This is a genomic window from Aeromicrobium chenweiae (assembly GCF_003065605.1).
GTDB lineage: Bacteria > Actinomycetota > Actinomycetes > Propionibacteriales > Nocardioidaceae > Aeromicrobium > Aeromicrobium chenweiae.
Genome location: NZ_CP026952.1, coordinates 1,119,752 through 1,135,448, shown reverse-complemented (window position 1 = coordinate 1,135,448; position 15,697 = coordinate 1,119,752). Strand labels below are relative to the sequence as shown.

Genomic DNA, 15,697 nt, shown 5'->3' with positions numbered 1-15,697 from the left:
AGGAGCCCTCATGACCCAATACACGCCACGACCCACGGGTGACGGAGCCCGTGCCCGGATCCACCGCTTCGGCGCCAAGCTGTCCGGCATGGTCATGCCGAACATCGGCGCCTTCATCGCCTGGGGGCTCGTCACCGCACTGTTCATCCCCGACGGCTGGATCCCCAACAAGGACATCGCCGAGCTCGTCGGTCCGATGATCACCTACCTGCTGCCCCTGCTGATCGGCTTCACCGGCGGCAAGCTGGTGCACGGGCACCGCGGCGGCGTGGTCGGCGCGATCGCGACCATGGGCGTCATCGTCGGCACCGAGGTGCCGATGTTCCTGGGCGCCATGATCATGGGCCCGCTGGGCGGCTGGATCATCAAGAAGTTCGACGAGTCCATCGAGGGCAAGGTCAAGCCCGGCTTCGAGATGCTCATCGACAACTTCTCGTCCGGCATCGTCGGCGGCGCGCTGGCCATCGTGGGCTTGAAGGGGGCCGGGCCGATCGTCGAGAAGCTCACCGAGTGGCTCGGTGACGGGGTCGACACCCTGGTCGACAACAACATCCTGCCGCTCGCCTCGATCATCATCGAGCCGGCCAAGATCCTGTTCCTCAACAACGCGATCAACCACGGCGTGCTGACCCCGATCGGCGCGGCAGAGGCCGCCGAAAAGGGCAAGTCGGTCCTGTTCATGCTCGAGTCCAACCCCGGTCCGGGCCTGGGCATCCTGCTCGCCTACTGGTTCTTCGGCCCCCGCTCGCTGCGGGCGTCCGCGCCGGCCGCGATCATCATCCAGTTCTTCGGCGGCATCCACGAGATCTACTTCCCGTACGTCCTGATGAAGCCCAAGCTGATCCTCGCCGCGATCCTCGGCGGCGCGGCCGGCATCGCGACCATGCAGATCACCAACGCCGGGCTCGTGGCGTCGCCGTCGCCCGGCAGCATCTTCGCCTACCTGGCGCAGACGCCCAAGGGATTCGGCAACTACGCCGGCATGCTGCTCGGCGTGACCATCGCAGCAGCCGTGTCGTTCATCGTCAGCGCGCTGCTCCTCGGCTTCGGCCGCGGGAGCGACGACGCCGACACCGAGGACACCGACGCACTCCAGGAGGCATGACATGACCACCACGATCAACGGCGCAGACGTCAAGAAGCTGGTCGTCGCGTGCGACGCCGGCATGGGCAGCAGCGTGATGCTCGCGAGCACCCTCAAGGGCCAGCTCAAGAAGACCGGCATCGCGGTCACCCACACACCCGTGGGGCAGATCCCGGCCGACGCCGACGTCGTCATCTGCCACCAGTCCCTCGCCGACCAGGCCCGCCACAGCGCACCCGACACGCCTGTCGTGACGTTCCAGGTGTTCCTCGGCGACCCGGCGGTCACCGCCCTGGTCAAGACCCTCAAGGACGGCGGGAACGTCAGTGGCTGACCTCCTGAGCGCCGACGCGATCCGCCTCGACGCGTCCGCGTCCTCGGCCGAGGACGCCATCCGGGCGACCGGCGGTCTCCTGGTCGACGTCGGCGCGGTCGGCGCGACGTACGTCGACGCGATGCTGTCGCGCGAGCAGTCCGTCTCGACGTACATGGGCGAGGGGTTCGCGATCCCCCACGGCACCGTCGAGAGCAAGGACACCGTCAAGCGCGACGCGCTCTCGTTCCTGCGGTTCCCCGACGGGGTCGACTGGAACGGCAACGACGTCCGGGTGGCGATCGGCATCGCCGCGGTGGGCGACAACCACGTGGGCATCTTGTCCCGCCTCGCCACGATCCTGGTCGATCCCGACCAGGCCAAGCAGCTGCGCGAGGCGTCCGACGTCGCGTCGGTCCTCGCGCTGCTCCAGCCCCCAGAAGGAGAGGACAGCTGATGAAGGTGGTGCGGTTCTACGCCCCCGGTGACCTCCGCTACGAGGACGCCGACGACCCCACACCCGGTCCCGACGAGGTCAAGATCAAGGTCTGGGCCACGTCGACGTGTGGCACGGACGTCAAGATCTTCGGCGCCGGGCACCAGAACCTCGATCCCCCACGCGTCATCGGGCACGAGATCGCGGGCGAGGTCGTCGAGGTCGGGACCGCGGTGGACGGCTGGCAGCCGGGTGACCGGGTGCAGGTCATCGCGGCCGTCCCGTGCGGCGAGTGCGAGGAGTGCACCCACGGGAAGATGTCGGTCTGCCCGAACCAGGTGTCGATGGGCTATCAGTTCGACGGCGGTTTCGCGGAGTACATGATCGTCCCCCGGGCGGTGCTGAAGGTCGACGGCCTCAACCGCATCCCCGAGGGGCTCTCGTACGCCGAGGCCTCGGTGGCCGAGCCGTTCGCCTGCGCGATCAACGCGCAGAGCCTCGCACGGGTCGGGGAGGGCGATGACGTCGTGGTGGTCGGCTCGGGCCCGATCGGCTGCCTGCACGTGCGGCTCGCACGGGCCAACGGCGCCCGCCGGGTGACCCTGGTGGAGCTGAACCGCCGCCGGCTCGACCAGGCCGCCGGTCTGGTCAAGCCCGACGAGACCATCTGCGCCGGTGAGGTCGACGTCGTGGAGGCGGTCATGGACCTGACGAACGGTCGCGGGGTGGACGTCACGATCACCGCGACGGCCGCCGGCGTCGCACAGGAGCAGGCGGTCCAGTACGCGGCGAGGCAGGGCCGCATCAGCTTCTTCGGTGGCCTGCCCAAGGACCGGCCGACCATCACGCTGGACTCCAACCTCGTGCACTACCGCGAGCTGACAATCGTCGGCGCGAACGGCTCCTCGCCGGCCAACAACAAGGACGCGCTGGAGCGCATCGGGTCCGGGGCCGTGCCGGTGCTCGACCTGATCACCCACCGGCTCCCCCTGGTCGACGTCCCTCGGGCGATCGAGATCGTCCGGTCCGGCGAGGGCATCAAGGTCACGATCGAGCCCCAGAGCTGACCGGCCGCCCCGGCGGGATCAGGTGAGCTGCTCGGCAGCGGCCCGCCTGGCCTCGTCGGGGCTCGCTGCGTCCAGCGCGGCCTGCGCCGCAGCCCGGCAGGCGTCGAGGGTGACGCCGGCGAGGGTCGCCCCGACCAAGGGAGCCGCGGTGGCGGCCGCGGACAGCGACGAGACGCCCAGGCCGACCAGCACGCAGCCCAGCTGGGGGTCTGCGGCCGCCTCGCCGCACACACCCACCGGCTTGCCAGCAGCCCGGCCGGCGTCGGCCACCCGCTGGATCAGCGCGAGGAGTGCCGGCTGCCAGGGATCGGTCAGGCGCGCCAGGGACGGCGCCATCCGGTCGGCCGCGAAGGCGTACTGGCTGAGGTCGTTGGTGCCGATCGAGACGAAGTCGACGTGGCGCAGGATCCGGTCGGCGAGCAGCGCCGCGCTGGGGATCTCGATCATCACGCCGGGCACCAGGTCACGCACGCGGACCTTCTCGGCGAACCACTGCGCCTCGTCCTCCGTGGCGACCATGGGTGCCATGACCCAGACCGGTCCAGACGCCTCCTTGGCGGCGAGGGCGATCGCGTCGAGCTGGCGGTCCATCAGGCCCTCGTCCCGCAGGCCCAGCCGCATGCCGCGGACGCCGAGCGCCGGGTTGGGCTCGTCCTTGATGGTGGCGAAGCTGACCGGCTTGTCCGAGCCGGCGTCGAGCGTCCGGACGACGACCTTGCGGTCCCCCATCGCGGCCAGGACCTCGGCGTAGATCGCCGCCTGCTGGTCCACGGTGGGCTCGACGTCGCGGTCGAGGAAGCACAGCTCGGTCCGGAACAGGCCGACGCCCTGCACGGGCGTCTCGGCGGCCCTCCGCGCCCCCGGCCCGTCCTGGACGTTCGCCAGGATGTCGACCCCGTGGCCGTCCCGGGTCGCGCCGGGGCCGAGCCAGGACGCCGCCGCCCGCCCCGCTGCGGTGGCCGCGGCCGTGCGCTCGGCCGCCATGGCCGGGTCGGGGTCCACGACCAGCTCACCACGCGAGCCGTCGACCAGCACCGCAGCGCCCTCGCGGACGTCGTCGAGGCCGTCGATGGCGACGACGCACGGGATGCCCAGCTGGCGCGCGATGATCGCGGTGTGGCTCGTCGCCCCGCCCAGGGAGGTCGCGATCGCGACGATGACGGCCGGGTCGAGCCCGGCGGTGTCGGCGGGTGCGAGGTCGTCGGCACAGAGGACGGCAGGACCGTCCGGCGTCGGGATGCCCGGCTCGGGCAGCCCCAGGAGCTCGGCGACGATCCGGTCGCGGACGTCGCGCAGGTCCGTCACGCGCTCGGCCATGAGCCCGCCGGCGGCGGCGAACATCGCGCTGAGCTCCTCGATCGCACCGGCGGTGGCCCCACTGGGTCCCTGCCCCGCGGTCAGCCGCTGCTGCACGAGCGCGGCGAGGCCCCGGTCGCGCGCGAGCGAGGACGTCGCCATCAGCACCTCGGCGGATGCGCCGCTGGCCCGCTGGGCCCGCGCGGCGAGCCGATCGGCGACGATGCCGGCAGCCGCCGAGAACTGCTCCGCACCGGCCTCGGGAGTGACGGGGTCCTCGTGCTCGGGAGGCGCGGTGCGGGCTCCGGGCCGGACGACCGGGCCGATCCCGATGCCCGGGACCACGCCGTTGCCGCGGAGAGTGGTGGACGACATGGTGGCCTCCTTGGACGCACGGGTGGTGTGACGCACCTCACGATCTGGCTTGACTTTACACGCAAACGGACGTAAAACAATACGTACTCGGGCCCAAACCCACACAAACCCACGCACCGCACGGGCCACCGCCATCACGACCGGAGGAGCCCTCGTGTACGCAGCAGAACGTCAGCAGCTGCTCGTGGAGCGGCTGCACCTCGACGGCCGACTCGTGGTGATCGACCTGGCCGACGAGCTCGGCGTCTCCAGCGAGACGATCCGCCGAGACCTCGCGGTGCTCGAGCGCGACGGGCTCGCCCAGCGGGTCCACGGCGGGGCGGTCGCCGCCCGGGCATTGACGATCCTCGAGCCGGGGCTCGCGCAGCGCACCAGCACGAACGCCGCCGAGAAGGAACGCATCGCCCGCGAGGCGGCCGTGTTCCTGCCCGAGCCCGGCGGCAGCATGGTGCTCGACGCGGGCACCACGATCAGCCACCTCGTCGACCTGATCCCGCTCGACCAGCCGTACACCGTCCTGACGCACGCGATCCCCACCGCGTCCAAGCTGACCGCGATCCCCTCGGTCAGCCTGCACCTGCTCGGCGGTCGCGTCCGCGGCGTCACCGCCGCCGCCGTGGGCCAGTCGACCGTCGACGCCCTCGCCGCCGTCCAGGTCGACGTGTGCTTCCTGGCCACCAACGCCGCGAGCCCCACGCACGGGCTCAGCACCCCTGACGTCGAGGAGGCGGCCGTGAAGCGGGCGCTGGCGCGGTCCGCCCGCCGTGTCGTCGCGGTGTTCGACTCGTCGAAGTTCTCCGTCGAGCACGTCTTCTCGTTCGCGTCGTACGACGACCTGGACGTCGTGGTGACGGACAAGAACGCCCGGGACGAGGACGTCCAGGCGATCCGGGCCCGAGGCGTCGAGGTCGTGCTGGCGTGATCGTCACCCTGACCCCGAACCCCAGCATCGACCGGACCATCCTGCTGTCCGAGCCGCTGGAGCGGGGTGCCGTGATGCGGTCGGTCAGCACGACCGACGACGCGGGCGGCAAGGGCGTCAACGTCGCGCAGGTGGTCCGCAACGCCGGTCAGCTGGCCGTCGCGGTCCTGCCGGGCGAGCACGACGACCCCCTCCTGCTGAAGCTCCGCGAATTGCGGGTCATCCACCGCCCGGTCTCGACGGGTCGCCCGTCGCGCATCAACCTGACCCTCGCCGAGCCGAACGGGGTCACGACGAAGATCAACGCCCCGGGCACGAGGCTCGACCCCGCCCACCTCGACCAGCTCCTCGACGAGACGGTGCGGGAGTCCGCCGGTGCGCGGTGGGCCGTGCTGTCCGGTTCCCTGCCGCCGGGCGCCGACCCGGGCTGGTACGCCGACGTGATCGGCGCGATCGCCGACGACGGCGTGTCGATCGCCCTCGACACCTCGGGGGACGCGCTGCGCCTCGCGGTGGAACGCGTCCCTCACCTCATCGGGCTGCTCAAGCCGAACGTCGAGGAGCTCGCCGAGCTCGTCGGGACCCCCGTCGACTCCCTGCACGAGACCGGGTCGCTCGTCGCCGCCGGACGGCCCCTGCTCGACGCAGGCGTGGGTGCCGTGCTGCTCACGTGCGGCAGCCGCGGCGCCGCCCTGATGACGACCGCGGGCACCTGGGTGGCCGACGCGCCGCCGGTCCGCGCGCGCAGCACCGTCGGTGCGGGCGACTCGGCGCTCGCCGGATACGTGCTCGGCGCGCTCGACGGCCTCGATCCCGGCAAGCGCCTCAGCCTCGCCGTCGCGTACGGCAGTGCGGCGGTCTCGCTGCCGGGCTCGACGATGCCCTCCCCCACCGACCTGCCACCCCTGACCGAAGCACGACCCTGGACCGAAGGATGAGCACATGGCCACCAAGACAGTGAACGTCGGCTCCGCGGTGGGGCTCCACGCCCGCCCCGCGGCCCTCATCGCCCAGGCAGCAACGGCTGCCGGCACCGCCGTGACGCTGGCGAAGCCGGACGGCACCCCCGTCGACGCCGGCTCGGCGCTGCTGATCATGACGCTGGGCGCGAAGCAGGGCGACGCGGTGGTCGTGGAGAGCGACGACGAGACGCTCGTCGACCAGATCGCGTCACTCATCGAGCAGGACCTGGACGCGCAGCAGCCCGCCTGAGGCCCGCGAGGCGCCTACAGCGTCCGGAAGGTGATGCCGGCCGCCTGCAGGCGGTCGATCAGCGCAGAGCCCATCGCGACGGCCGTCGTCGTCTGCCCGGCGACCTTCGGCACGTCGTCGAACGCGAGGCACAGCGCGGACTCGCTCAGCATCTTGGCCGTCTCGGTGTAGCCCGGGTCGCCTCCGCGGACCTCGGTCGTGACGGTCCTGCCGCCGCCCTCGGCGACCAGCCGCAGCGAGAACCACGACGCCGCGCGCTTCGCCTCGTCGGGACCGGCGCCCTGGTCGCGGAGCTTGAGCAGCAACGAGCGCGTGGGCTTGAGCTGGGCCCCCGCGACGAGCACCGCCGCGCCCGCCACGGTGACCACCATCATCGGCAGCTTCTTGAACTGGGCGAAGTGCGAGTAGGTGAACGCCGGCCCGTAGCGGTCCAGCGACCGGGCGGACCGCAGGACGATCTGCGGGTCGATGGTCGGCAGCGGCAGCGCCCAGCCCTTGCCCCCGGCGCCACGGCCGGGCTTGCCGTCACCGCCGCGGACCGTGCGGCCGGCGGGACGCGGCTCGCGCTTGCGGCGCTCGGCAGCCGTGGCCGCGGCCTGGCGGATGCGCGAGAACGCCCCGACCGCGGAGTGGTACGTGCCGCCCGACGCGGTGCCGCCCGCGCGGATGTAGCCCTTGACGTCGACCGGGACGTCCTCGGGCAGCTGCTCGACCGCGTAGAGCACGCCGAGGTCGTACGGGATCGAGTCGAAGCCGCACGCGTGCACCAGGCGAGCACCGGTCTCCTCGGCGAGCGCGTGGTACTTCAGCCACATACGGTCGACGAACTCCGGCTCACCGGTGAGGTCGACGTACGCGATGCCGGCCTCTGCCGCGGCCTTGACCGCCGGCTCGCCGTGCTGGACGTACGGGCCGACCGTCGTCACGAGCACACGCGTGCTGCGGGCCAGCGCGGACATCGAGTCGGCGTTGCCGATGTCGGCCGAGACGATCTCGGGCCGGACCCCGCCGAGGCTCTCGACGCGGTCGGCGACCTGCTCGAGCTTCGCCTGGTTGCGGCCGGCGATCGCCCACGTCCCGCCGGGCGGGAGATGGGTGCCGAGGTACTCGGCGGTCAGGGCACCGGTGAAGCCGGTGGCACCGAACAGGGCGATGTCGACGGAGGTCATGCGCCGAACCTACCGGCCAGGACGCTAGGACGCCTTCTTGGCGACCTCGTCGTGCGTCAGGATCTGCGGACCCTCGTCGCCGGAGACGGTTGCGGCGGTCACCACGACCTTCGCGACGTCCTCACGGCTCGGGATCTCGTACATCACCGGCTCCAGCACGGCCTCGATGATCGAGCGCAGGCCGCGGGCACCCGTGCCCCGCTCGAGCGCGAGCTCGGCCATGGCCTCGCTGGCCTCCTGGCTGAACTCCAGCTCGACGCCGTCGATCTCGAACAGGCGGACGTACTGCTTGGTCAGCGCGTTGCGCGGCTTGGTCAGGATCGCGACCAGCGCGTCCTTGTCGAGGTTGTCGACCGCCGCGATGACCGGCAGGCGACCGATGAACTCGGGGATCAGGCCGAACTTGAGCAGGTCCTCGGGCAGCACCTTGGAGTAGAGCTTGTGCGGCTCCACGGCCGCGCCGATGTCCTGCTTGGCGGTGTTGAAGCCCAGGCTCATCTTGCCGCTGCGACCCTCGATGATCTGGTCGAGCCCGGCGAACGCGCCACCGACGATGAACAGCACGTTGGTGGTGTCGATCTGGATGAACTCCTGGTGCGGGTGCTTGCGCCCGCCCTGCGGCGGCACCGAGGCGGTCGTGCCCTCGAGGATCTTCAGCAGCGCCTGCTGCACGCCCTCGCCGGACACGTCACGGGTGATCGAGGGGTTCTCGCTCTTGCGCGAGATCTTGTCGACCTCGTCGATGTAGATGATGCCCGTCTCGGCCTTCTTGACGTCGTAGTCGGCAGCCTGGATGAGCTTGAGGAGGATGTTCTCGACGTCCTCGCCGACGTAGCCGGCCTCGGTCAGCGCGGTGGCGTCGGCGATCGCGAACGGGACGTTCAGCATGCGCGCCAGGGTCTGCGCCAGATACGTCTTGCCGCAGCCCGTGGGGCCGACGAGCAGGATGTTGGACTTGGCCAGCTCGACCTGGTCGTCCTTGCTGCGAGCGCCCGAGGCCTGGGCCTGGACGCGCTTGTAGTGGTTGTAGACCGCGACAGCCAGCGACTTCTTCGCGCCGTCCTGTCCGATCACGTAGCCGTTGAGGAAGTCGAAGATCTCCTGGGGCTTGGGCAGCTCGCCCAGGCTGAGCTCAGCGCCCTCGGCGAGCTCCTCCTCGATGATCTCGTTGCACAGGTCGATGCACTCGTCGCAGATGTAGACACCCGGCCCGGCGATGAGCTTCTTGACCTGCTTTTGACTCTTTCCGCAAAAAGAGCACTTCAGCAGATCGGCGGTTTCACCAATGCGAGCCATGCGGGAAATCCCTTCGTACGGTTGCTGCCTGCGTCGCCCGGGTCGGGCCGGATGCGACCGAGACGACGTAGCCTCCACCGTAGCGGCGAATGCTCCCGTCGTCTCGGTCACCGCACCGGTAGTCGTGGTGCGTCTTGCCGAGGTGCTGCTAGACCGCCGGAACCTTCAGCGTGTCGAGCACCTCGTCGACGAGTCCGTACTCCACCGCCTGCTGGGCGGTCAGGATCTTGTCGCGGTCGACGTCCTTGCTGATCTCCTCGATCGGCTTGCCCGTCGCGTCGGCCAGCATCCGCTCCATCAGCTCGCGCATGCGGAAGATCTCGTTGGCCTGGATCTCCAGGTCGGAGATCTGGCCACCGGTGCCCTCGGTGTACGGCTGGTGGATCAGGATGCGGCTGTTGGGCAGCGCGAGCCGCTTGCCCGGCGTGCCGGCAGCCAGCAGGATCGCGGCGGCCGAGGCCGCCTGGCCCAGGCACAGCGTCTGCACGTCAGGCTTGATGTAGCGGATCGTGTCGTAGATCGCCGTCAGGGCCGTGAACGAGCCGCCCGGGCTGTTGATGTAGATGCTGATGTCCCGGTCGGGATCCATGGCCTGCAGCGACATGAGCTGCGCCATGACCGCGTTGGCGACGTCGTCGCTGATCGGGGTGCCCAGCATGATGATGCGGTCCTCGAACAGCTTCGTGTAGGGGTCGATGCGACGGAAGCCGTAGCTCGTGCGCTCTTCCCACTGCGGGATGTAGTAGCTCATGCGATGTCTCCTGCGCTCGAGACCACGTGGTCGATGAGGCCGTACTCCTTGGCCTGCTCCGGCGTGAACCACCGGTCGCGGTCGGAGTCGAGCTCGATCTGCTCGACGGACTGTCCGCTGTGCAGGGACTGCAGCTGGTTGAGCTGCTTCTTCAGCAGGACGCTCTGCTCGGCCTGGATCTTGATGTCCGACGCGGAGCCACCGATGCCGCCCGAGGGCTGGTGCATCATGATGCGCGCGTGCGGCAGGGCGTAGCGCTTGCCGGCCGTGCCCGCGGCGAGGAGGAACTGCCCCATCGACGCGGCCAGGCCCATGCCGAACGTCGCGACGTCGTTCGAGATGAACTGCATCGTGTCGTAGATCGCCATGCCCGAGTCGACGGAGCCGCCCGGGGAGTTGATGTAGAGGTAGATGTCCGCCTGCGGGTCCTCGGCGTTGAGCAGCAGCATCTGCGCGCAGATCGCGTTGGAGTTGGCGTCACGCACCTCCGAACCGAGGAACACGATGCGTTCCTTGAGGAGTCGCTGGTAGATGTGGCCGTCGAGATCCGAGGGGCCGGCCTCGCCGGCCATCCTCGGCGACAGTGGGCTGGAGCTGTCAGATGTGTTCACGTCCCCCAACCTAGACGGGTGCCGGGACGAACACACGCGAAAACACGGCTGTTCGCTGACAGCGTGACGACGTCTCGACGGGCGGTCAGTCGAGTCCACCGAGGACCTGCTGGTCCCAGTCGATGACCGAGCCGGTGACGACGCCGCTGCGGTCCGAGAGCAGCAGCACCACCAGCGCGGCCATGTCGTCGACCTGTCCGAGCCGCCCCATCGGCAGCGACGCGCCGGCCTTCTCGCGCCACGTGTCGTCGGCGTCGTGGAACTCGCGCTGCACGACGTCCTCCCCCTCGGTCTCGGTCCAGCCGATGTTCACGCCGTTGATGCGGATGCGGTCCCAGCGGTGTGCGTGGGCGGCGTTGCGCGTCAGCCCGGCCAGGCCCGCCTTGGTCGACGAGTACGCCGCCAGGTGGGGCTGGCCGCCGTGCGAGGACATCGTCAGGACGTTCACGATCGTGCCGGCCTCGCCGCGGCCGACCATGTCGGCGACGGCCGCCTGCATCAGGAAGAACGGCCCCTTGAGGTTGGTCGCGACGTGCTGGTCGAACAGCTCCGGCGTGGTGTCCAGCAGGGTGCCGCGGCTGGTCAGGCCGGCGGCGTTGACCAGCGAGTCGATGCGCCCGTGCCGGCGGATCGTCTCCGCGACGGCCGCCCGGGCCTGGTCGACGTCCGCGACGTCGCACCGGACGTACGAGACGTCTCCGCCGAGGTCCTCGACGAACGCCTCGCCGACGTCGGGGCGGCGCCCCGTCACCACGACGGTGGCTCCTTCCTGCAGCGCTGCACGGGCGATCCCGCCACCGACGCCCTGCGTCCCGCCGCTGACGAGCAGCACCCGGCCGGCAAGCAGCGGCTCAGCCATCGGTGCGGCGCCGGTCGGCATACGCGTCGAGGGCCTCGTCGACCCGGGAGGGGGGCCACCCCTCGTCCAGCGCCTGCTGCAGCAGCTCGGCCTGCGAGAGCGGCGTGAGTCCCCCGATCGGCTGGTCCCGGTCCAGGTTCGTCGGGAACGGATATCCCTCCGCCGTCGCGGCGATCGCGTGCGCCAGGTCCTCCGCGCTCGCGCCCGCCGCCCGCCGCGCCGCCAGCACCGGGTAGACCGCGGCGGACATGCGCCCGCGGTCGACGGACTCCATGGCCCGGCCGAAGCCGGACGACACCTGCAGGAGGTTGGCCATCCGCTGCACGTCGGCCGACACGTTCGTGCCGGCCCCGTGGAACAGGGCCGGGTTGAAGAAGGCGGCATCCCCCTTGGCCAGCGGCAGCTGCACGTGGTGCTCGGCGAAGTACTGCTTGAACTCGGGCAGCCGCCACGCCAGGTAGCCCGGCACGTACTTGTGCGAGTGCGGCAGGTACATGGTCGGCCCGCTCTCGACCGGCATGTCCGAGTGCGCGACCGCGCCCTGCAGCGTCAGCACCGGCGACAGGACGTGCACGTGTGCCGGGTAGCGCTCGACGACCTCGTTGGACAAGAACCCGAGGTGGTAGTCGCGGTGCGGCTCCTGGGCGACCCCGCCGGGACGGACGACGTTGACCTGCGACGTCACCTGGTAGCCGGGGCCCAGCCAGGCCGACGAGATCAGCGCGAGGACGTCGTTGGCGTAGTAGTCGACGAACGCGTCGGGGTCGCGGAGGGCGACCTTCTCGAGGGCGTTCCAGACGCGGCTGTTCGCGCCGGGCTTGGCGAAGTGGTCGCCGGGCGCGGTGCCGGCGGCGCGCTCGTCCTCGATGATCGCGTCGAACACGGCCGTGACCCGGTCGACGACTGACGCGTCGGGGAAGGCGCCCTTCAGCACCACGATGCCCGGACCGTCGCTGAGCGCGCGGGCGAGCTCACCCTCGACCTCCTCCGCACCGCCCGGGGTCGCGACGGCCGTGCGCAACGACGCGGAGTCGTAGACGAGCACCCCCTGCTCGACGTGGTCGGCGTGGGGGTAGCCCGCGAGGTCGGTGGTCACCGACACGATGGTGGCGAAGTCGTCGACGTCGCAGTCGGCCTCGCGCAGGCGGGTCGCGTGCGCGCCGTTCGTCATGGCGGTCATGGTGCTCCTCGGCTCGGTGGGTACCCCTCGACGCTATGGCTCGTCGTACGCTGCGGGGAGAGCCAGAACACCTCAAGAACACCTCACCCCGATGTGGAGCACCCGATGGCGCACCCGTACCGCCTGCGTGAGATCGCCCAGCAGTCCGGGCTGAGCCTCGCGACCGTCGACCGGGTCCTGAACCGTCGTCCCGGGGTGCGGCCCAGCACCGTCGCGGAGGTCGAGCAGGCGATCGCCGAGCTCGACCGGCAGGCGACCCAGCTCCGGATCGCGGGTCGCACGTTCATCGTGGACCTGGTCATGCAGACGCCGGCGCGATTCTCCTCCGCGGTGCGCGGCGCCCTCGAGGCCGAGCTCCCGCACCTGCGGCCCGCCGTGGTGCGGTCGCGGTTCCACCTGCAGGAGACGAGCTCACCGGCGGACGTCGTGCGCACCCTCGCCGACATCGCCCAGCGGGGGTCGCACGGCGTGATCCTCAAGGCGCCCGACGCCCCCGAGGTCGTCGCGGCCGTGGACCGGCTCGTCGCGAAGGGGATCCCCGTGGTGACGCTGGTGACGGACGTGCCGGCGAGCCGTCGCGTCGCCTACGTCGGCATCGACAACCACGCGGCCGGGGCCACCGCCGCGTACCTCGTGACGCAGTGGGGCTCCTCCGGGTCGGTGCTGATGACCTTGAGCAATGCGGACTTCCGCGGCGAGGACGACCGGGCGGCGGGGTTCCGGCAGACGCTGGCCGAGCTCGCCCCCGGGCGCACGACCCGCGAGATCACCGGGACGGACGGCCTCGACGCCACGCTGCTCGACGCGGTCGCCACGGCCCTGCGCGAGGACCCGTCGATCGACGCGGTCTACTCGATCGGCGGCGGCAACGTCGCGACGCTCGAGGCGTTCCGGCGGGCCGGGCGGGAGTGCCGTGTGATCGTGGCGCACGACCTCGACGACGACAACGCGGTCCTGCTGCGGCAGCGCCGGCTCTCGGCGGTGCTGCACCACGACCTGCGCGAGGACATGCGCCGGGTCTGCCACGTCGTCATGCAGGCGGGCGGGGCGCTGCCCGGACCGATCCACTCGCTCCCGTCGCCCATCCAGGTCGTGACGCCGTTCAACACCCCCGCCGCCTTCCTCCCCCACCGCTGAGGGGAGCCTCCCGTCCGCTGAGGGGAGACCCCGGTGCGCCGAGGGGAGACTCCGGTACGCCGACCAGTGGACGGAACCCTCCGTCAGCGGCGACCTCCGTCAGCGGGTGGAACCCTCCCGTCAGCGGACGCAACCCTCCCGTCAGCGGACGGGAGTCTCCCCTCAGCGTTGGGTGGGGGCGTCAGAGGGTGAAGGCCTCGTGGAAGCGGGCGAGGGCCAGGTCGGAGCCCTCGGTGCCGGGCACCGAGGCGAAGGCCTCCATCGCGATGACCCCGTCGTAGCCGGCATCGGCGAGGATCCGGGCGATGAACGGCCACCGGACCTCACCGGTCCCCGGCTCGCACCGTCCCGGGACGTCCGCGACCTGCACCTCGCCGACGTGCGGCACAGCGCGGCGGATCAGCTCCGCAAGGTTCCCCTCGCCGATCTGCGCGTGGTAGAGGTCCAGGTTCATCTTGAGGTGCTCGCTGCCCACGGCGCTGACGAGCGCCAGCGTGTCCGCCGCCTTGGCGAACGGGGTCCCGGGGTGGTCGACCTCGGTGTTGAGGTTCTCCAGCACGAACGTCACGTCGTGCCTCTCCCCCAGCTCGGCGACGCGCGAGAGCGTCCGCACGGCGGCCAGCCACATGTCGCCGGTGACGACGTCCACCGGCCGGACCGGCATGCCCCCGTCGCCCAGGCCGGTCCCGTGCAGGTTGAGGGACGGGCACCCGATGGCCTGCGCGAACGGGATCGACTGCTCCGCGGTCCGCAGCAGGTCGTCCGCCCCGCCCGGGGTGATCAGGTCCCCGGTGACGTACCCGGTCATCGAGGTGAACTCGGCCCCCGTCGCGACGAGCGCATCGGCGTCCTTCTCGGTCCAATCCCAGATCTCGACCGCGAAGCCGGCGTCGTGGATGCGGGTGACCCGGTCCAGGTGGGGCAGCTCGGTGTAGACCATCTCCGAGCACACGGCGAGGCGGCTCATCGGGCCACCTCGACGCGGGTGCCGGACGTCATCGAGTCGATGCACGCCTGCGCGATCGCGAACGCCGCGTACGCGTCGTCCCCGGTCACGGACGGCTGCCGCCGCTCGGCAACGGCGTTCGCGAGCTCGGCGAGCTCGCCCGCGTAGGAGTCGGCCAGCAGCTCGGTGTCGCTGTGCGCGGTCGTGGCCAGGCGTCCGTTCGCGTCGTGCAGGCGCAGGGACGACTGCGCGCCCTCGCCCATCGTCACCATGCCCTCGGAGCCGAGCACCTCGCCGCGGACGTCGTAGCCGTACGCCGCGGCGAAGCTCGCCTCGGCCGTGGCCAGCGCGCCGTTGTCGTACCGGATCACGACCGTGGCGTGGTCCAGCAGCGTCGGGTGCCCCGGGGCGGTCAACGACCCGGCGGTCGCGACGACGTCCACCGCGCGGGCTCCGGGATTGAGCCAGTTCAGCGTGTCGAAGTCGTGGATGAGCGTCTGGGTGAAGATCGTCCACTCGGGCACCGCACTCGGGTCGGCCGGTCCGCTCCCGGGGTCGCGGGTCAGCGACCGGAGCTGGCGCACGGTCCCGAGCCGCCCGGACACGATGGCCTCACGGGCGGCGACGAACTCCCGTGCGAAGCGACGGTTGAAGCCGACCTGGAACGCCACCCCCGCCTGGGCGGTGGCCGTTCGCGCCGTGTCGATCTCGGCGAGGCTCATGCCCGCAGGCTTCTCGCTGAAGACGTGCTTGCCGGCCTCGGCTGCGGCCACGATGAGGTCCGAGTGGGCCACCGACGAGGCGGCGATGACGACCGCGTTGACGTCGTCCGCCTCGAGGATCGCCTGCACGGACGTCTCGCCGCGGGCGCCGAGCGGCTCGGCGACGCCGGCCGCGACGCCCGGACGGGGATCGGCCACGGCGACGAGCGTCGCCTCGGGGACACGGCGGGCGATCACGGACGCGTGCGAGGCGCCGATGCGCCCCGCACCGATGAGGCCGATGCGGACGGGGGTGACGGGCATGAGGATCCTTCGCGACTA

Annotated in this window: 17 protein-coding genes; 8 read left to right on the top strand and 9 right to left on the bottom strand. The window is 71.2% G+C overall.

What is annotated here, in order from left to right:
* Positions 1–10 precede the first annotated feature (10 nt).
* Genes mtlA through C3E78_RS05485 form a run of 4 tightly spaced genes read left to right on the top strand, consistent with a single transcriptional unit; the run spans position 11 to position 2,900 of the window.
* On the top strand, positions 11–1,105 hold the full coding sequence (mtlA, locus tag C3E78_RS18770) for a mannitol-specific PTS transporter subunit IIC (protein WP_108577354.1): 1,095 nt from the start codon (positions 11–13) through the stop codon (positions 1,103–1,105).
* A gap of 1 nt (position 1,106) precedes the next feature.
* Positions 1,107–1,418: a PTS sugar transporter subunit IIBC family protein gene (locus C3E78_RS18765; protein ID WP_108577353.1), complete on the top strand. Its 312-nt coding sequence runs from the start codon at positions 1,107–1,109 to the stop codon at positions 1,416–1,418.
* Positions 1,411–1,854 (top strand): PTS mannitol transporter subunit IIA, encoded by a 444-nt coding sequence (locus C3E78_RS18760; RefSeq protein WP_108577352.1) that lies wholly within the window; start codon positions 1,411–1,413, stop codon positions 1,852–1,854. The genes C3E78_RS18765 and C3E78_RS18760 overlap by 8 nt, the downstream gene beginning before the upstream one ends.
* A complete protein-coding gene (locus tag C3E78_RS05485; protein WP_108577351.1) occupies positions 1,854–2,900 on the top strand; it encodes a zinc-dependent dehydrogenase in 1,047 nt (348 codons plus the stop codon). Before C3E78_RS18760 ends, C3E78_RS05485 begins: the two co-directional genes overlap by 1 nt.
* 18 nt (positions 2,901–2,918) lie before the next feature.
* Here C3E78_RS05485 and C3E78_RS05480 read toward each other — a convergent pair whose 3' ends face one another.
* Complete coding sequence (locus C3E78_RS05480; protein WP_108577350.1) at positions 2,919–4,571, bottom strand: phosphoenolpyruvate--protein phosphotransferase; 1,653 nt, start codon at positions 4,569–4,571, stop codon at positions 2,919–2,921.
* Between the two features lie 154 nt (positions 4,572–4,725).
* Between C3E78_RS05480 and C3E78_RS05475 the strand changes: the two genes are divergently transcribed.
* From C3E78_RS05475 to C3E78_RS05465, 3 genes are read left to right on the top strand one after another with little or no spacing between them, the layout of a single operon-like run.
* Positions 4,726–5,493: a DeoR/GlpR family DNA-binding transcription regulator gene (locus C3E78_RS05475; RefSeq protein ID WP_108577349.1), complete on the top strand. Its 768-nt coding sequence runs from the start codon at positions 4,726–4,728 to the stop codon at positions 5,491–5,493.
* Positions 5,490–6,431, top strand: a complete 942-nt coding sequence (locus tag C3E78_RS05470) for a 1-phosphofructokinase family hexose kinase (protein ID WP_108577348.1) — start codon at positions 5,490–5,492, stop codon at positions 6,429–6,431. Before C3E78_RS05475 ends, C3E78_RS05470 begins: the two co-directional genes overlap by 4 nt.
* Before the next feature lie 4 nt (positions 6,432–6,435).
* A complete protein-coding gene (locus tag C3E78_RS05465; RefSeq protein ID WP_108577347.1) occupies positions 6,436–6,705 on the top strand; it encodes an HPr family phosphocarrier protein in 270 nt (89 codons plus the stop codon).
* A 14-nt stretch (positions 6,706–6,719) separates the two neighbouring features.
* Here C3E78_RS05465 and C3E78_RS05460 read toward each other — a convergent pair whose 3' ends face one another.
* The 6 genes from C3E78_RS05460 to C3E78_RS05435 all read right to left on the bottom strand — a co-directional run bounded on the left by C3E78_RS05460 (position 6,720) and on the right by C3E78_RS05435 (position 12,571).
* On the bottom strand, positions 6,720–7,874 hold the full coding sequence (locus C3E78_RS05460) for a saccharopine dehydrogenase family protein (protein WP_108577346.1): 1,155 nt from the start codon (positions 7,872–7,874) through the stop codon (positions 6,720–6,722).
* Between the two features lie 24 nt (positions 7,875–7,898).
* A complete protein-coding gene (gene clpX / locus C3E78_RS05455; RefSeq protein WP_108577345.1) occupies positions 7,899–9,170 on the bottom strand; it encodes an ATP-dependent Clp protease ATP-binding subunit ClpX in 1,272 nt (423 codons plus the stop codon).
* A gap of 148 nt (positions 9,171–9,318) precedes the next feature.
* On the bottom strand, positions 9,319–9,921 hold the full coding sequence (locus C3E78_RS05450; protein WP_108577344.1) for an ATP-dependent Clp protease proteolytic subunit: 603 nt from the start codon (positions 9,919–9,921) through the stop codon (positions 9,319–9,321).
* Positions 9,918–10,493, bottom strand: coding sequence for an ATP-dependent Clp protease proteolytic subunit (locus C3E78_RS05445; RefSeq protein WP_108577343.1), 576 nt, complete (start codon positions 10,491–10,493; stop codon positions 9,918–9,920). Before C3E78_RS05445 ends, C3E78_RS05450 begins: the two co-directional genes overlap by 4 nt.
* A gap of 124 nt (positions 10,494–10,617) precedes the next feature.
* Positions 10,618–11,391 (bottom strand): SDR family oxidoreductase, encoded by a 774-nt coding sequence (locus C3E78_RS05440; RefSeq protein WP_108580766.1) that lies wholly within the window; start codon positions 11,389–11,391, stop codon positions 10,618–10,620.
* Complete coding sequence (locus C3E78_RS05435) at positions 11,384–12,571, bottom strand: phytanoyl-CoA dioxygenase family protein (protein ID WP_108577342.1); 1,188 nt, start codon at positions 12,569–12,571, stop codon at positions 11,384–11,386. Before C3E78_RS05435 ends, C3E78_RS05440 begins: the two co-directional genes overlap by 8 nt.
* 105 nt (positions 12,572–12,676) lie before the next feature.
* Here C3E78_RS05435 and C3E78_RS05430 point away from each other — a divergent pair, with 105 nt between their 5' ends.
* Positions 12,677–13,708 carry a LacI family DNA-binding transcriptional regulator gene (locus C3E78_RS05430; protein WP_108577341.1) on the top strand — a complete coding sequence of 344 codons (1,032 nt, stop codon included), beginning with the start codon at positions 12,677–12,679 and terminating at the stop codon, positions 13,706–13,708.
* A gap of 181 nt (positions 13,709–13,889) precedes the next feature.
* Here the strand turns inward: C3E78_RS05430 and C3E78_RS05425 are convergent, their stop codons facing one another.
* Both C3E78_RS05425 and C3E78_RS05420 read right to left on the bottom strand, forming a co-directional pair.
* Positions 13,890–14,675: a TIM barrel protein gene (locus C3E78_RS05425; RefSeq protein ID WP_108577340.1), complete on the bottom strand. Its 786-nt coding sequence runs from the start codon at positions 14,673–14,675 to the stop codon at positions 13,890–13,892.
* Positions 14,672–15,679: a Gfo/Idh/MocA family oxidoreductase gene (locus tag C3E78_RS05420; RefSeq protein WP_108577339.1), complete on the bottom strand. Its 1,008-nt coding sequence runs from the start codon at positions 15,677–15,679 to the stop codon at positions 14,672–14,674. Before C3E78_RS05420 ends, C3E78_RS05425 begins: the two co-directional genes overlap by 4 nt.
* Between the last annotated feature and the right edge of the window lie 18 nt (positions 15,680–15,697).